Raw genomic sequence first — 15,061 nt, forward strand, 5'->3', positions numbered from 1 at the left:
AGCTGAAAAGTAAAAATTCATAGTTTTGTCATCATTCAAGCAGTAGTATGGAGCTTACTTAACTATTCAGTCAGGATTTAAGACTGAGTCAGTTAAACAATTAAATACAGAGGTATAATGACCCAAAAGAATAACCAAGCCGTTAGCTTAATTTTAGCTCACATCAATGATACCCATTCTTATTTTGAACCGAGTTCCTTACAGCTTACTCTGAATATTGAACAGCAGCAGTTAAAGCCTTATGTAAGCGCTGGTGGTTTTGCTCGCATCGCAACTCGAACTCAACAGCTGAGAAAAGAAGCCCAAGATCGTCATTTAGGTTTTCTATTTTTGCACGCTGGTGACTGTTTCCAAGGCACTTTATATTTCTCGCTATTTAAAGGGCGGGCGAATGCTGAATTACTTAATGCATTAAACATTGATGCAATGGCACTTGGTAACCATGAATTAGATATGGGCAATGAACCTGTCGCGCAATTTTTGACTCGCATCGAATTTCCATTGTTAGCAGGAAACTGGGATGTCTCGAATGAATCGACCAATAAATCAATTCGAGTGAGTGATTCAAAGCAGTTAGTGGCTTATCAAGCAGAGAAACAACACGCTAGATGGATAACTAAGCAAGTGCAAGGGAAGTCGATTGCTATTTTTAGTTTGGCACTCGATAAAATGGCCGATATTTCAAACCCTGATCAAGACACACCATTTGTGAACTCCATTGATGTAGCAAAGGCAACAGTGAAAGCCATTCATGATCAAGGCATTAAAAATATCATCTTGCTTAGCCATTTAGGTTACGAGGCTGATTTAGACTTAGCCAAGCAGGTTGAAGGTATTGGTATTATTGTTGGTGGCCACTCTCATAGGTTACAGGGTGACTTTTCGGGGGTTGGGCTCGATAAAGATGACGATTATGGTCAATGTATCAATGGTACTTATGTCGTTCAGGCGGGTTATCACGCTCTGTCTATGGGGCACAGCGAAATTACCTTTGGTGATGATGGCAACGTTATTGCCTTCAACGGCAAAAATGAATTGTTACTCGGCAGACGCTTATGCCTAGACGCCACCTTGTCTGATGCTCACCAAGATGATTCTCACGCCAAAGCCAGTGATTATTTACGTAACCATAAGCATATTGTGATTTGTAAAAAAGACCCGCAAGTTCATGATATTTTGCTGAATAAATATATTCCACGTGTACGTAAGTTACAGGAAACCATCGTGGCAAAAAGTGATGGCCCACTGAGACACGTGCGTATACCTGATCACGATGGACCAAGCGTTTTGGCGCCATTAGTCGCTGAATCTTTCGCTTTTATGATGAAACAACAAGGTTATGACGTTGACTTTGCCATTCATAACGCCGGCGGTGTGAGGGCTTCATTAAATCCTGGCAATATTACTATTGCTGATATTGCAGGTAAGCTATTGCCATTTGCTGTGCCTATTGGGGTATATCAAATACAAGGTCGTTATCTGGCTGGCATATTAGAAGGGGCGATAAATAATGCTCTTAATAATGGGGTAGAAGGGACTGGTTCAGGTAGTTATCCTTATACCCATAACCTTGATTTTACTTATGTTGCTGAGAATCCAATCGGTCAAAGGGTTGTAAATCTTCATATATTTTCAAGCAAATCACAATGGCAACCAGTCGAACAAGATACATGGTACAACGGCACGTCATCGGCTTATACCATGAAAGGCAAAGAGGGCTATGATGCTATTTTAAATATGCATAAATTCGGCAAAGTGACCCATTTCTCCATGTCTGATTGCTTTACCGATTTTTTACAGAATAATCCCCAGCGAATTCAACAAGTAACGAGAAGTTATAATCAAAGTTAACATATACAAAAAATAGTGCTTGTAGGCATATCGACTTGAGAGTAAATTGACTTCGTTTGGGGAGTAGTCAGTGAGAATTTGCTTGTCGTCATCTCGGAATAGGCCACTATAAGAAGTGACAGACCTATTTCCGGTAAGCAAAGGTGGGTAGCCACTCTGACAAGACCAACGCACATCGTTTGAATATCAGATCTTGTATCTGATATTTCTTGTATTGTGCGGATGGTCTGAATACTCTCATTCATTTCTATCCGCAGTTTGAGGATCAGAAATGCACATCACCACCTACGCTTACTTTGGTTTACTTACCGTACTGATGTTAGCCCTCGATGTTTGGCAAACCCGCAATGGTAATGTCACCATCAAAAAAGCCGCAATATGGAGCCTATTCTGGGTTTTATTGGCTATAGCCTTTTTTATCTCTTTATATGAGTTTTGGCCTGTATTCGAACCGGATAGTGCTTATTCTGCTCATGATGCTGCGACCGCATTCTTAACGGGTTATTTGCTCGAAAAATCCCTTAGTGTTGATAATTTGTTTGTCTTTGCCTTAATTTTTGGCCGCTTTGCCGTGCCTCAAGAGTTAAGGCCGAGAGTATTATTGTGGGGGGTTATGGGTGCTTTAGTGTTGCGTGCAATGATGATTGCTATTGGCGCTGAACTACTAGAAGCATTCCATTGGGTATTGTACCTCTTTGCTTTCTTCTTAATTTGGACTGGTTATCAGTTAAGCAAACCAGAAAGTGATGATGAGGAAGAGATGAATTCTTTCCCAGAACGCATGGTACGCAAATTATTTAGAGTGACAGAAGGCTACCAAGGCACCAAATTATTTACTCGTGATAATTTAGGTTTGATGGTAACACCTTTATTGGTGGTGGTTGCTGTCATCGCAATGACCGATGTGCTGTTTGCTTTAGATTCAATCCCTGCTATTTTTGCCGTCACTCAAGAACCATTTTTGGTGTTAACGGCGAATGTGTTTGCATTGCTTGGATTGCGCTCTTTGTATTTTGTGCTGGAAGGGATGCTTGATAAGTTTGTTTATTTACGCCCAGCATTAGCGTTCATTATGATCTTTATTGGTATCAAGATGCTATTGATTGGTACACCATGGGCTATTCCAACTATGGTATCGTTACTTGTTTTATTAACAACCATGACGCTTGCCGTACTTGCCTCAATTATGAAAGAAAAAAAACTTAAAAAGCTCAATCAAAAGTAACCGGATAATGCCAAATTAAGTTTAAACAAAGGCCGAAGCAACGTTCATTGCTTCGGCCTTACTTACTATAGGTTGTTTAAGTCGAGATAAATGAATTAATAAAAGCTTGGGCTAAACATCTGGATATGAACCGTTTCACCGACTTCCACATGACCACGATCTTGTTCTAGAACAACGAAACAATTGGCAAGGCTCATTGAGCGGAATGCACCAGAACTTTGATTACCCGTTGTCGATACTTCAAGTGTTCCTTGCTCAGTAATTGAGAAAATACCACGTTGGAAATCTGTACGCCCTGGCGCTTTTTTGAAACGCGTTTGGCTTATTGCCGGAATACTAGGCTGTGGTTGCCATTGGCTGTGACCGGCTAGTTTTGCTAATAGCGGCTGAACGAGAATATAAAGAGTTAATACTGCGGATACAGGGTTCCCAGGTAAACCGCAGAATAGGGCGCTATGACGTTCTTCCGTTTCTAACAACTTACCAAAAGCAAAAGGTTTACCCGGTTTCATGGCGATTTTCCAAAAACCAATTTCACCCAACTCATCCAAAATTACTTTGGTGTAATCCGCTTCACCGACACTCACACCACCAGATGTGATCACAACATCGGCCTGTGATTGCGCTTGTTGAAAGGCTTGCTTCAATAATTCTTTATCGTCAGGAATGACACCTAGATCAATCGCTTCACAACCAAACTTTTCAAGCATGACTTTAATGCCGTAACGGTTACTATCGTAAATTTCACCCGCTTTAAGCTTGGTGCCGAGAGGTTTTAGTTCATCGCCGGTTGAGAAAAAGGCTACTTTCGGCTGTTGAAATACCGAAACACTTGGAATGCCTAGCGTGGCAATCATTGGGATATCTCGAGAGGTTAGCTTATGACCTTTTGGTAAAACTAATGCACCTTGTTCGATATCATCGCCGGTAGGTCGGATGTTTTGGTTAAGTTTGACGGGGAGGGCTTGCGAAAAATCGATGTCATCGCCAATGACTTGAGCTTGTTCTTGCATGATGACGAGATCGCAACCTTCTGGAATTTGTGCGCCTGTCATGATTCGAATACAAGTCCCTTGAGGCCAGTCGCCTTCAAATGGGATACCTGCAAAGGATTTCCCCGCTAATGGTAATTGCGTTGCCGTTTCTAAATCACTAGAACGTAAGGCGTATCCGTCCATTGCCGAATTATCAAATGGTGGAACATTGATTGGTGAGTGGATGTCTTCACTTAAAACATGGCCAACGGCTTGATCAAGAGCTAAATCTACTACTAACGAAATTGGTGTGATTGATTCAAGCATCTTGGAAATGGCAGTTTCAATTGGCATCAAGCCCGGAGTGTCGCAGCAACCCATACTATGTTCCTAATCATTTTATAAACAAAGGACTATTATCACTAAATTTACGCGGAGATGAAAGGCAAGGTTAAATAAATCCACTGATTACATTCAAAGGCAAAAAGCACAGTGAATTTAGGGATGTAATTTTGAATAAGAACGAGTATCCTTAACCTCCCTTGTAGAGGTTAATACGCCTAGTTTAAAAGGGATGAAGTCCTTGAAACCGGAGAAATCGAATGGCAAATTTGGAGACGCAAGCGGTAGCTAATACAGAGCTAAGTGCAGCGGCATTATTAGTTCAGGCAGCGTTGGCTGAACGCGGAATTGAAACGCCTATGTATCCGAATGATGTATCAAGAGAAGAAAAAAAGGAACGCATCGAGTATCACATGCGTGAAATTTTGTCGTTACTTGAGCTTGATCTTGCCGATGATAGTTTAGAAGAAACCCCAAGACGTATTGCCAAAATGTACGTCGATGAAGTGTTCTCTGGTCTTGATTATAAAAACTTCCCTAAGATCACGGTAATTGAAAATAAAATGTCGTGCAGTGAAATGGTTCGAGTGAAAGATATCACGGTAACCAGCACTTGTGAGCATCACTTAGTGACGATAGATGGTCAAGCCGCAGTGGCTTACATTCCAAGAAGTAAAATTATTGGTTTATCAAAGATTAATCGCATTGTGCGCTTTTTTGCTCAACGCCCGCAAGTGCAAGAGCGTATGACTCAACAGATTCTAGTCGCTTTACAAGCCTTACTCGAAACGGATGATGTCGCTGTTACTATGGATGCAACGCATTATTGTGTTAAGTCGCGTGGTGTAATGGATGCAACCAGCGTAACAACGACAACGGCGTTAGGTGGCATTTTTAAATCAAATCCAGCAACCCGCTCTGAGTTTTTACATGGTCTAAGGTAAACTGCGCGTTTTCTAAGTGATTAAATCAAAGCATGTTATACAACAAAGCCGCTATCTCAGCGGCTTTGTTGTATTTGGAAGAAAGTATAAAGCTATTTAGATGTTCACTTTACCGCGTAATTTTTTCGTTTGACCACGCATGACTTTTTTATCGGTTCGTTTCCGTTGTGAAGATTTGGTTGGGGCAGTGGCTCGACGGATTTTATCAACCTTAGCAGCATCTAATATCATCTGTTTTAAACGCTCTAATGCATCTTCTCTGTTTTTTTCTTGTGTCCTAAATTGCTGAGCTTTAATCACAATGACGCCATCTGTTGTGATTCGCTTGTCTTTTAATTCAAGTAGTCTCTGTTTATAAAATTCTGGCAGCGACGATTTATTAATATCAAAGCGTAAATGAATCGCAGAAGAGACTTTATTAACATTCTGGCCGCCAGCGCCTTGAGCCCTGATTGCCGTTAGTTCTATTTCCCAGCTTCCAAGCTCAACATTATTGGAGATTTTTAACATAAATTGACCATTAGCTCACAGATTTAGCGGGTTTAGTTATCGAATTGTTAATAGGTTCGGTGGTATGCTATATCCATAAAAACAATATGGGGTAAAACACTCCATGTTTGTGTGCAAAGCCCATATGATTAAAATCAAACAAGAGAGGCACGTATGGCAGTAGATGTTTCTGGTTATAAAGGCTTAATTTTCGATATGGATGGGACCTTAATTGATACCATGCCTTCACATCTATTTGCATGGAAGAAAACTGCCGAACAATTTGATTTTCCATTTGAACCTGAATGGATCCACAGTCTCGGTGGCATGCCAACCCAGAAAGTCGCGATGTTATTGAATGAACGATACCACATCGATATCGATCCTCAAAAGGTTGCAAAAGTGAAAACGGGACTATTTGCCAGTTTGATTGAGGATGGCAGCATCATAAATTGTACTTATGATGTTTTAAAGCAGTTTTATGGTCAGAAAAAACTTGCGATAGGAACGGGGAGTAATCACCAGAATGCTATTCGTTTATTAGAACACAACAATTTGCTTCCATTGCTTGATGCTGTTGTTACTGCTGCTGATGTAGAAAATCATAAACCAAACCCAGATACTTTCTTACTTGCTGCCCAGAAGCTCGGTTTAGCCCCACAAGAATGCGTTGTTTTTGAGGATACTGAGATCGGGCGGCAAGCTGCTTTAGCCGCAGGGATGGACTGTATTATGGTTGTTAATGGTCAATTAATGGCGTGATTCAGTTGTCAGTATGATTTTAAACGACGAACGGTTATTTTTGGTGTTATTTAGGCATTAAAAACAACAAAATAGTCGCTTGCTTTATTGAGCCTTAGGCTTGCTTTGTCTACAATGACGTACTTTTTAAAAAAACTAGGTCAAAAAAATGAGCGACACTAATTCAGCCCCAGCTTTACCGGATCATCTTTCTGGTAACCCTCGTAGCCCACACTACGTAGCGGAATGCTTTGAACAACCAATAGGTATTCGCCTTAATGGTAATGAACGTACTGATGTTGAAGAATATTGTATCAGTGAAGGTTGGGTGAAGATCGCATCACCGAAAGCAAAAGATCGTTTTGGTCAGCCGATGTTGGTTAAATTGAAAGGCGAAGTTGAAGCTTTTTATAAGTAATTAAATTATCTATTAAAAAAGCAAGACATAGGGCGATAAGCTAAATGTCTTGCTTTTTTTTTGCTTGTGATTAGAGGAGATGATTAATTCGCGATGTTAATTAGCTCAACATCAAAAATTAAGGTCGCGCCTGGCGGAATAGGGCCTGAACCACTTTTTCCATACGCAATGTTATAGGGGATAAATAGGCGAACTTTTTCACCTTCAACCATCAATTGTAATCCTTCCTGCCAGCCTTTAATCACTTGATTTAATTTAAAGGTGATAGGTTCATTCCGCTTATAAGAACTATCAAATTCAGTCCCGTCTAAAAGCGTTCCTTGGTAATGAACTTTCACTTGGCTTGTAGCAGTAGGGTGAACGGTGCCAGTGCCTTCTTTTAATACCAGATATTGCAATCCACTATCGGTAACTTTGACGCCTTCTCGCTTACTGTTTTCTGTAAGAAATTGTTCGCCTTTTTCGATATTGATTGTGGCCGTTTTTTGATTGTTAATATTGCGATATATAAAAAATGCAACTAACAATAAAATGATGATAGGAATGATAAATTTCACGTTAGACCTTTAAGGTTGTTTAAGTAAAAAGTTAATGGTTTTTGCTATATCTTGAATATCTTTATGGCCACCGACAAGTACTTCATATTTGCCATTAACAATGAAGGTTGGTACTGAATTAAATTCACCTTGCTTGCTAATGTCTATTGCTTGATTCAAATATCGAAATAGCGCTTTTTGTTGTAAATCATCAAAGCTGTATGGGCTAATCATATGACGAGAAGTGAAGACTTCTTCAATTGCTTTTTGCTGTTGTGAAATAGTGGTGCCTTCTCCCAATTGAACCGCTGCAAACAAGTCTTTCATCATTGCTTCATCAGGCATGTGATTTAATTGCATTACTGCTGCGTAATAAATTAGGGCGGCAACTTGTGCCTGATCGTTAAACGTCACATGGATTTTCGAGATATCTTGATTTGTAAGTTTTTCCAGCTCAGGTATTGAAGCTTCCATATTGCGACAATGTCCACAAGTAAGAGAAAAAACCTCTGTAACTGGTTTGATTTCTGTTTGGGTCAGCGGCGTTGTTAATGGTTGGTATTGCTCACCTTGTTTTGGAGTATCTGAATCTGAACACCCAGCAATAAATAGGGCTGTAATAATGAGTAATGTGATGTTTTTTAAAATTTTTGACATGATGCACTTCGGCGTAGGTTGAGTAAATAGGTAAATAGTAATTACATACGATATAGAGCATGTAAGATATGAAAAGTTCCTACAGAAGTAAAACTTCTTTTGTATCAGTATGTTTTTGCTGAAAACAAAAACATACAAATTGTAGAAAGCATAGCGTAAACTTATTCATATCACCTATGGGATTGGTCATATTTTATGGATAAACCTACTTTTAAGATGGCATTTAAAGGCGGAGTGATATCAATATTGATAACGCTCGTTGGTATTGTTCCTTATCGTTATGCCGAGGGGAATACGGATATTACGCCTTATATTATTAATGGTAATACCGCTTCAACGATTACGTACCCCTACATGGGAATATTAATCATTAATCGGCTCTCGGAACCCTCAAATAGTGTGGAATCTTTTTGTGGTGGTACATTAGTCCCGAATTCAACTGCGAAGTGCGACACTCTCCAATATCAAGCAGCCAATGCCATTTCTTTAAAGACAATCGCTGGTTGCTTGAAGTCTAAACACTTTTTCGGGCGATAATTTATCCGTGATACAGCGAATTCAATATCGCTGTCTGTTACCGTTGTTAAGTCGGTTCCTTTCTTCACATATTGCCTTAAAAGCCCGTTAGCATTCTCATTGGCTCCACGCTCCCAAGAGCTATAAGGATGGGCAAAGTACACATCAGCCTCCAACGCCTTTGCGATGGTTTCGTGGCCTGCAAACTCTCTCCCATTATCTGCCGTGATGGTATGGACATGTTCCTTATAAGGCATGAGTAGCTCTATGGTGGCTTGGGTGACATCATCTGCTGACTTCGATGGCACTTTCTTGACCACGTAAAATCGAGTTTACGCTCTAAAATGGTCACCATAGCACCAGTGCCATGTTTACCTAATACGGTGTCGATTTCCCAATCACCCAATCGCTCCTTACTGTCAACGATGCTTGGCCTATCATCGATAGAAACAGCATTCTTGATCGCTGGCGCTTTCTCTTTTCTACCGCGACGATACCGCTTGTGACCTTGCCTCAAGTGGCGATATAACTTGCCTCCCAAGCGTTTATCCTGCGCAACAAATCGGTAGATCCACTCATGACTGACAGCGGCACCGACTCTATTTAATACACTGGAAATCTGCTCTGGACTCCAATCTGCTTCTAGAAGGAGGCGGATAAAATCAACACGCTCCTTTGGTATTCTGTATTTACGCGCTGATGTGCGTTTTTTGATTGAGAATGCCTGAGCTTCGCTTGGGCAATAATGACTGCCTTTGCGGCCGCGTTTAAGCTCCCGATATACCGTAGAGCGATGGCACTGAACGGTTTTGGCTATTTCAGAAACCGAAATTCCCCGTTCCAAAAGAGCAGAAATCTGGTATCTTCTGCCCTCGGTCAACTGCTGATAATTCATGGTAGTACTGCTTGTTTCTTTGGAGAGAAGAGCGTACCACTTTCAGCAGTTGGCTTCCTCTTCTACACCTTTCCATGAATGTCGCACTTATTATCTGAAATCGGGGTTAATGAACAGTATGTTCTAACGGCTGCTCATTGTTTATACACTAATACCCCCTCTGAGTTTAAAAATTTAGAAGTCGTATTTAATGTCGATAATATTCAAAATGATATTTTCAATCGCACTAATACTTATGCGGCGACAGAAATTTATTATCCAAAAGCATTCAAGCCAAATGATAATTTTCAAAATGATATCGCACTGATTAAGTTAGCCTCTCCCGTTTTAGAAACCGTCGTATCTTCACGTAATTTCGTCAATCTTGCACCAGATGAAAGCTATCGTGTAGATAATCAAAAATTTTCTGTCATTGGGTATGGTAAAACTGGGCCTGATGACGATAGTTCCGATACCTTGCAAGCGGTGCAAGTGGAATATGCCCAACCTGAGCAATGCAACGGAATATTTGTTGGCGGCGCTATTTCAGATACACAAATTTGTGTAACAGGAGAGGTAGTCAATGATTTGCAATCAGGGGTTTGTGGTGGAGATTCAGGAGGACCACTATTATATGAAAATAATGGCACCTTATATCAAGCTGGTATTGTTAGTTTTGGGCCAAAGCAATGTGGTGACAGCACTGTGGCGATTCAGAGCGTTTATACTGAAATATATGATTACAGCGATTGGTTAGCGGGTGTGTTTAATGGCACGACTAAACCGCAATACGATGTTACCAAGCTAGAAGTTCCAGATACCAACTCAAACAATAGCAGTAGCGGAGGAAGTGTCGGTTGGGGATGGGGAGGCTTACTGATGCTATTGGCAATATTTAGAAAACCACCAGTTCAATCAATAAAAAAACGCCAGCAATAGATGACTGGCGTATAGTGTTTGATTCTATTCGACGATTCTTATTCGCTATCTTGACCTGCTAATTTTTCAGCATCAAGTTGCTCAGGCGTTTTATAAGCTTTCGTGTTCCAAAGAGGTACCGTAGACAAACTGTGTTTGTAGCTTCCTTGAATCTCTTTAGTACTGTATGAAAGGTAGAGTAGTGTTTGTGAGCTTTGATCAAAAATACGACGAATTTTCAACGTTTTAAAGAGAACACTTTTCGACTTCTTGAATACGACTTCACCTGATTTTGATTTGTCGATCTGCGCAATCATATCAGCGGTAATTTCGCCAGTTTGACGACAAGCGATTCCCATATCAGAAGGGTCGGCAAAGTCTAAATTCGCTTCTACATTGGAAATATGACAGGTTACGCCGGTAACAATCGGATCAGATAAAACTTCAATCTTAATGTCTTTTGTTGTGAAAATCCCTAAAGAGACATCACCCACTTCATTTTTATCACAAGCCGTTAGCGACAGTGTGATGATAGATAGAAGCGCAAGTTTTTTTATCATGTTCCTTTCCTTTGGAATGAATCAATAAGGGGTCAATATCAATAATAGTGATACGGTATGATTAAAGTTTATCATAGCCACTAGAAAGTAATGAAAAATAAATTCAATGAGTTGGATTAACGAGGGGTTGGGCCCTAAGCAAGCTGGCCGATAACTAGCACCTATGGCATTGACCTGTTAGGATGACTCTATTCGCACGAGGATACCTCGTACTCTTGCTTTCAAAGCGATAAACAATATCGCTGAGGTAAAATATGCAATTTCAAATCGAAAGCTATATTTCGGATAAAAATAATTGGTTATCTAAACAAGTTGATGTGGAGTTTCCGACACCAGAAAGCTTGATTGGTCGACAGTTATATTTAGCTTCCCAACAAGACATAACATTTACTGAGTCAAACATTGAGTCATTGTTGAAAACCAAAGGAGATTTAGAGGTAATTGAGGTCGATTTTCATCGTTTGACCATCTTGTTTTCAATTATTCAAGCTTCCTTATGGTCTGATACTCCTGCAGATGAACGCTTTATTATAGAGTTTTTAACTCAAATTATTCTTGATGATGACTATCAACTTTATTTAGGTTTTCATGAGAGAGAACCGGTTTCTGCATTGATTTGTCACATTGACCAAAAAAATAGCCTCGCGGTTTTATCTGATATCACTATTTCTAAAAATTGGCAAAGTACCTTTAATGAGCAAGGTTTTGTTTCGGATATTCTTTCATACTTGCTCTCTAAATCACTGATAATAAATAAGGTTATTCACCCTGAGTGGATATAAATCGTGATCTCGTTATAAATTTTAAATTTTCTTACTGTTTCAGGTAACACAAAACCTCATCGATTCTGTTCTTTTTACTATAAACATCGACACTGGAAGTAGAAGAAAAAAACTGACAGGTGTGATGATGGATACAGGTAAGATCAAATGTGTCATCTTTGACTGTGATGGGACTCTCGTCGATAGCGAAAGTTTATGCTGCCAAGCGCTTGTAAAAGTGTTTGCCAGCTACGGAGCTGATATTAGTTTTGAGCAATGTATGGCCAATTTCCAAGGCGGAAAAATGTTCGATATATTGAAAGAAACCAGTGACCGTGTTGGCTTAACGATTCCAATGGAAGTATTGGAACCACGTTATCGTGAGCAAATGAGCCAACTGTTTGATGAACAACTTAAACCTATCCCATATGCAAAAGAAACCGTTGAACATCTGATTCAGCAGGGCATCTCTGTTTGTGTTGCATCCAACGGCCCACAGAGTAAAATGCAGCACTCACTGGCATTAACAGGCATGTTGCCACTCTTTGAAAATAAAATTTTTAGTGCCTTTGACATTAATAGCTGGAAGCCAGAACCCGATCTTTTACTTTTCACTGCGATGCAAATGGGCTTTTTACTTGAAGAGTGTTTGTTTGTTGATGATACCGAAAATGGAGTTTACGCGGGTATTAATGCCGGGTTAAAGACCGTTTATTATTCACCTACCGCAGATAATATTTTTGAACACCCTCAGGTGAGTACTATCCAAAGTTTGTCTGAATTAACCAAGTGGTTTAGCTAATCATCACCGCACTTGGCTGGGTTTAGTTTCTGTCATCGACTGATTTAACAGCTAAAGTTAGTGTAGGGTGGTGGTCATGGATTTAAAATGGTGGCTATCCCGTTGGGTCATTAGAGTTAAGCTATTTTCGTTTTTAATTGGAATAGGCCCACAATCGACACAAATAATTAAATCATGATCTTCTGATAATAGAAATTCATCACTCGAGCAGATAGGGCAGCAGTTAATATCATCACTGTGAAAGGTATCGTTGTTCTTCTTATCCATTATATAAACCCTCTTTCATTCTTAAATAGTATGAGCGGTCAAAGCTCTAATGCATAGGTTTCATCTATATTCGCGGCAATAAAGCGAGCGGTTTACAGTATAAAGAAGATATCTCGGCAATCATTTACATTGTATTAAGATGAATGTCTCAAAACTATGGATAACAGTATACTTAACTATGAATGTAAATGTTTATTTAACAATCAGATCATACCAGTAGCCTAAGCGCAACGTCATAACTTAAAGGTCACTATATGAATTTTCTAGCGCACCTCCATATTGCGGATTATAACCAAAGTGATTTAGTCGGTAATTTATTAGGAGACTTTGTAAAAGGAAATCCAGAAAATAAATATCCTCAACACGTTGTTGATGGTATTCGTCTACATAGATTTGTAGATAAATTTACGGACACACATCCGCAAGTACTACAGCAAAAATCGCTGTTCAATGAGAAGTTAAAAAGGTTTTCGCCAATTGCACTTGATATGTTCTGGGATCATTGCCTAGCATGCGAATGGCCATCATTTCATAAGTTAACCCTCGCCGATTTTTCCCATTATTGTAAAACAGCCTGTCAATTAGCAGACTATACTGTGCCCGACAGTTACCAAACGACTATGAATGCAATGTGGTCTGGAGAATGGTTAATATCTTATCAAGACATCAATAGCACGTTATATGCTCTTGACAGGATGTCACAGCGAAGTTCTAGAATGGGACCTTTAGCCGATTGTGGGAGTACATTGCTCAAGCATTACTCTGAGTTAAGAGATACTTTCCTACACTTTTATCCGGATGTCTTAACTAATGCAAAATTAGTGGTAGAGAAACATCAACAACAGTAAGCTTTAATTTGGTAGAATCTGCCGATTTATCGCGTTTCATTTTCATTTATTGTAATTAGGCTTCTCTATGTCGTTTTCAAGCTTAGGTTTATCCGCGGAAATTTGTAATACCTTGTCTAACTTAGGGTTTACTACTCCAACAGACATTCAACAACAAGCTATCCCTCAAGTATTACAAGGCAAGGATGTGCTTGCGAGTGCGCAGACCGGAACGGGAAAAACTGCCGCTTTTGGTTTGCCTATCATTCAAACATTATTAGATGCCAATAGTGCCATTGTGTTCGATGATGAAGAACAACTTCTGAAAAAGCAAAGAGGGGCGGCGGTTAAAGCGTTGATTTTGACGCCCACACGAGAGTTAGCACAGCAGGTTTACGATAATCTGGAATCGTATAATCAAGGTCTAAAAATCGTGGTGGTTTATGGTGGCACTAGTATGAATGTTCAGACTAAAAATTTACATTCAGGTGCAGATATCGTTATTGCAACCCCTGGTCGTTTACTCGACCATCTGTTTGTTGGAAATTTACATCTACAGCAAACTCAGACATTAGTATTAGATGAAGCAGATCGTATGATGGATATGGGGTTTATGCCCGATTTACAACGAATTTTGCGCAGAATGAACCAAGAGAAGCAGACACTATTTTTCTCTGCCACATTCACAAAACGAATTCGAGAAGTGGCATATAAATTACTCAATGATGCCGTTGAGATCCAAATTACGCCAGAAAACAGCACCGCTGATACGGTTGAACAGATGGTGTATTCGGTAAATAAATCTCGCAAACGAGAACTGTTATCTTTTCTTATTGGTTCTAGGAACTGGCAACAAGTTCTTGTGTTTACTAAGACCAAACAAACCTCAGATGTGCTTGCAAAAGAATTAAAGCTTGATGGGATCGAAGCCGCTTCAATTAATGGGGATAAAAGCCAAGGCGCTAGACAAAAAGCATTAGATGATTTTAAGTCCGGAAAAATAAGGGCACTGATTGCTACTGATGTTGCCGCGCGAGGATTAGATATTCATCAACTGCCACATGTAGTGAATTATGAATTGCCATTTCAAGCTGAAGATTATGTTCATCGAATTGGTCGAACGGGTCGAGCTGGACAAAAAGGGCAAGCAATCTCTTTAATGTGTCCGCAAGAACAATATTTATTAGATGCTATTGAAACCTTGCTGGATACTCGTCTACCTCAACAATGGCTTCCGGGTTATGAGCCGACATTTGAAGAAGAGGAAACTCAACCCAAACGCCGTAGTCGCTCTTCTGAAAAACGAAAACTAAAAGCGAAACTAAACATACATGCTTCAAGAGGTAAACGTAGGTAGCC

The 15,061-nt window shown here is 39.9% G+C and carries 16 protein-coding genes and 2 pseudogenes; 10 read left to right on the forward strand and 8 right to left on the reverse strand.

Annotation, left to right across the window (positions count from 1 at the left end):
* The first annotated feature begins 117 nt into the window (after positions 1-117).
* Both VRUMOI_RS06400 and VRUMOI_RS06405 read left to right on the forward strand, forming a co-directional pair.
* On the forward strand, positions 118-1,851 hold the full coding sequence (locus VRUMOI_RS06400; protein WP_089139672.1) for a bifunctional metallophosphatase/5'-nucleotidase: 1,734 nt from the start codon (positions 118-120) through the stop codon (positions 1,849-1,851).
* Positions 1,852-2,122: 271 nt separating this feature from the next.
* The gene (locus VRUMOI_RS06405) at positions 2,123-3,076 is read left to right on the forward strand and encodes a TerC/Alx family metal homeostasis membrane protein (protein WP_089139673.1); all 954 of its coding nucleotides are present in this window, start codon (positions 2,123-2,125) and stop codon (positions 3,074-3,076) included.
* Positions 3,077-3,171: 95 nt separating this feature from the next.
* Here the strand turns inward: VRUMOI_RS06405 and moeA are convergent, their stop codons facing one another.
* On the reverse strand, positions 3,172-4,431 hold the full coding sequence (gene moeA, locus VRUMOI_RS06410; protein ID WP_089139674.1) for a molybdopterin molybdotransferase MoeA: 1,260 nt from the start codon (positions 4,429-4,431) through the stop codon (positions 3,172-3,174).
* Between the two features lie 221 nt (positions 4,432-4,652).
* On the opposite strand from moeA, the gene folE reads away from it, so the two are divergent.
* Positions 4,653-5,336, forward strand: coding sequence for a GTP cyclohydrolase I FolE (gene folE, locus VRUMOI_RS06415; RefSeq protein WP_089139675.1), 684 nt, complete (start codon positions 4,653-4,655; stop codon positions 5,334-5,336).
* A gap of 96 nt (positions 5,337-5,432) precedes the next feature.
* Here folE and arfB read toward each other — a convergent pair whose 3' ends face one another.
* Positions 5,433-5,846 (reverse strand): alternative ribosome rescue aminoacyl-tRNA hydrolase ArfB, encoded by a 414-nt coding sequence (arfB, locus tag VRUMOI_RS06420; RefSeq protein ID WP_089139676.1) that lies wholly within the window; start codon positions 5,844-5,846, stop codon positions 5,433-5,435.
* A 153-nt stretch (positions 5,847-5,999) separates the two neighbouring features.
* Between arfB and VRUMOI_RS06425 the strand changes: the two genes are divergently transcribed.
* Positions 6,000-6,587 (forward strand): beta-phosphoglucomutase family hydrolase, encoded by a 588-nt coding sequence (locus VRUMOI_RS06425; RefSeq protein ID WP_089139677.1) that lies wholly within the window; start codon positions 6,000-6,002, stop codon positions 6,585-6,587.
* A 148-nt stretch (positions 6,588-6,735) separates the two neighbouring features.
* Positions 6,736-6,984, forward strand: coding sequence for a DUF3297 family protein (locus tag VRUMOI_RS06430; RefSeq protein ID WP_089139678.1), 249 nt, complete (start codon positions 6,736-6,738; stop codon positions 6,982-6,984).
* An 83-nt stretch (positions 6,985-7,067) separates the two neighbouring features.
* On the opposite strand, the gene VRUMOI_RS06435 is transcribed toward VRUMOI_RS06430, so the two are convergent.
* The 4 genes and pseudogenes from VRUMOI_RS06435 to VRUMOI_RS19710 form a co-directional block, all read right to left on the reverse strand.
* On the reverse strand, positions 7,068-7,541 hold the full coding sequence (locus VRUMOI_RS06435; protein WP_089139679.1) for an FKBP-type peptidyl-prolyl cis-trans isomerase: 474 nt from the start codon (positions 7,539-7,541) through the stop codon (positions 7,068-7,070).
* A gap of 9 nt (positions 7,542-7,550) precedes the next feature.
* Positions 7,551-8,177: a thioredoxin domain-containing protein gene (locus tag VRUMOI_RS06440; protein WP_089139680.1), complete on the reverse strand. Its 627-nt coding sequence runs from the start codon at positions 8,175-8,177 to the stop codon at positions 7,551-7,553.
* A 464-nt stretch (positions 8,178-8,641) separates the two neighbouring features.
* Positions 8,642-9,423 (reverse strand): annotated as a pseudogene (locus VRUMOI_RS06445) (IS30 family transposase); the annotation flags it as partial.
* A 32-nt stretch (positions 9,424-9,455) separates the two neighbouring features.
* Positions 9,456-9,588, reverse strand: a pseudogene (locus VRUMOI_RS19710) (helix-turn-helix domain-containing protein); the annotation flags it as partial.
* A gap of 78 nt (positions 9,589-9,666) precedes the next feature.
* Between VRUMOI_RS19710 and VRUMOI_RS06450 the strand changes: the two are divergent.
* Entirely contained in the window at positions 9,667-10,506 is an 840-nt protein-coding gene (locus tag VRUMOI_RS06450; protein WP_089139208.1) for a S1 family peptidase, read from the forward strand.
* Between the two features lie 38 nt (positions 10,507-10,544).
* Here VRUMOI_RS06450 and VRUMOI_RS06455 read toward each other — a convergent pair whose 3' ends face one another.
* Positions 10,545-11,045, reverse strand: a complete 501-nt coding sequence (locus tag VRUMOI_RS06455; protein ID WP_089139207.1) for a CreA family protein — start codon at positions 11,043-11,045, stop codon at positions 10,545-10,547.
* 254 nt (positions 11,046-11,299) lie between these two features.
* Here VRUMOI_RS06455 and VRUMOI_RS06460 point away from each other — a divergent pair, with 254 nt between their 5' ends.
* Together VRUMOI_RS06460 and yieH are read left to right on the forward strand one after the other, a co-directional pair.
* A complete protein-coding gene (locus VRUMOI_RS06460) occupies positions 11,300-11,827 on the forward strand; it encodes a flavodoxin (protein WP_089139206.1) in 528 nt (175 codons plus the stop codon).
* A 127-nt stretch (positions 11,828-11,954) separates the two neighbouring features.
* The gene (gene yieH, locus VRUMOI_RS06465; protein ID WP_089139205.1) at positions 11,955-12,608 is read left to right on the forward strand and encodes a 6-phosphogluconate phosphatase; all 654 of its coding nucleotides are present in this window, start codon (positions 11,955-11,957) and stop codon (positions 12,606-12,608) included.
* Between the two features lie 57 nt (positions 12,609-12,665).
* On the opposite strand, the gene VRUMOI_RS06470 is transcribed toward yieH, so the two are convergent.
* A complete protein-coding gene (locus VRUMOI_RS06470) occupies positions 12,666-12,875 on the reverse strand; it encodes a hypothetical protein (protein ID WP_089139204.1) in 210 nt (69 codons plus the stop codon).
* A 254-nt stretch (positions 12,876-13,129) separates the two neighbouring features.
* Here VRUMOI_RS06470 and VRUMOI_RS06475 point away from each other — a divergent pair, with 254 nt between their 5' ends.
* On the forward strand, positions 13,130-13,723 hold the full coding sequence (locus tag VRUMOI_RS06475; RefSeq protein ID WP_089139203.1) for an acyl carrier protein phosphodiesterase: 594 nt from the start codon (positions 13,130-13,132) through the stop codon (positions 13,721-13,723).
* A gap of 67 nt (positions 13,724-13,790) precedes the next feature.
* Positions 13,791-15,059, forward strand: a complete 1,269-nt coding sequence (locus VRUMOI_RS06480) for a DEAD/DEAH box helicase (protein ID WP_089139202.1) — start codon at positions 13,791-13,793, stop codon at positions 15,057-15,059.
* Positions 15,060-15,061: the final 2 nt, after the last annotated feature.

It is taken from the genome of Vibrio rumoiensis (genome assembly GCF_002218045.2).
Lineage (GTDB): Bacteria > Pseudomonadota > Gammaproteobacteria > Enterobacterales > Vibrionaceae > Vibrio > Vibrio rumoiensis.

What these genes read in the sequence shown, in the direction of transcription:
- moeA (WP_089139674.1), bottom strand. Translation starts at nt 4,431, where the DNA reads ATGGGTTGCTGCGACACTCCGGGCTTGATGCCAATTGAAACTGCCATT.
- VRUMOI_RS06480 (WP_089139202.1), top strand. Translation starts at nt 13,791, where the DNA reads ATGTCGTTTTCAAGCTTAGGTTTATCCGCGGAAATTTGTAATACCTTG.
- VRUMOI_RS06430 (WP_089139678.1), top strand. Translation starts at nt 6,736, where the DNA reads ATGAGCGACACTAATTCAGCCCCAGCTTTACCGGATCATCTTTCTGGT.
- VRUMOI_RS06455 (WP_089139207.1), bottom strand. Translation starts at nt 11,045, where the DNA reads ATGATAAAAAAACTTGCGCTTCTATCTATCATCACACTGTCGCTAACG.
- VRUMOI_RS06470 (WP_089139204.1), bottom strand. Translation starts at nt 12,875, where the DNA reads ATGGATAAGAAGAACAACGATACCTTTCACAGTGATGATATTAACTGC.
- VRUMOI_RS06475 (WP_089139203.1), top strand. Translation starts at nt 13,130, where the DNA reads ATGAATTTTCTAGCGCACCTCCATATTGCGGATTATAACCAAAGTGAT.
- yieH (WP_089139205.1), top strand. Translation starts at nt 11,955, where the DNA reads ATGGATACAGGTAAGATCAAATGTGTCATCTTTGACTGTGATGGGACT.
- VRUMOI_RS06400 (WP_089139672.1), top strand. Translation starts at nt 118, where the DNA reads ATGACCCAAAAGAATAACCAAGCCGTTAGCTTAATTTTAGCTCACATC.
- VRUMOI_RS06405 (WP_089139673.1), top strand. Translation starts at nt 2,123, where the DNA reads ATGCACATCACCACCTACGCTTACTTTGGTTTACTTACCGTACTGATG.
- VRUMOI_RS06440 (WP_089139680.1), bottom strand. Translation starts at nt 8,177, where the DNA reads ATGTCAAAAATTTTAAAAAACATCACATTACTCATTATTACAGCCCTA.
- VRUMOI_RS06460 (WP_089139206.1), top strand. Translation starts at nt 11,300, where the DNA reads ATGCAATTTCAAATCGAAAGCTATATTTCGGATAAAAATAATTGGTTA.
- folE (WP_089139675.1), top strand. Translation starts at nt 4,653, where the DNA reads ATGGCAAATTTGGAGACGCAAGCGGTAGCTAATACAGAGCTAAGTGCA.
- arfB (WP_089139676.1), bottom strand. Translation starts at nt 5,846, where the DNA reads ATGTTAAAAATCTCCAATAATGTTGAGCTTGGAAGCTGGGAAATAGAA.
- VRUMOI_RS06425 (WP_089139677.1), top strand. Translation starts at nt 6,000, where the DNA reads ATGGCAGTAGATGTTTCTGGTTATAAAGGCTTAATTTTCGATATGGAT.
- VRUMOI_RS06450 (WP_089139208.1), top strand. Translation starts at nt 9,667, where the DNA reads ATGTCGCACTTATTATCTGAAATCGGGGTTAATGAACAGTATGTTCTA.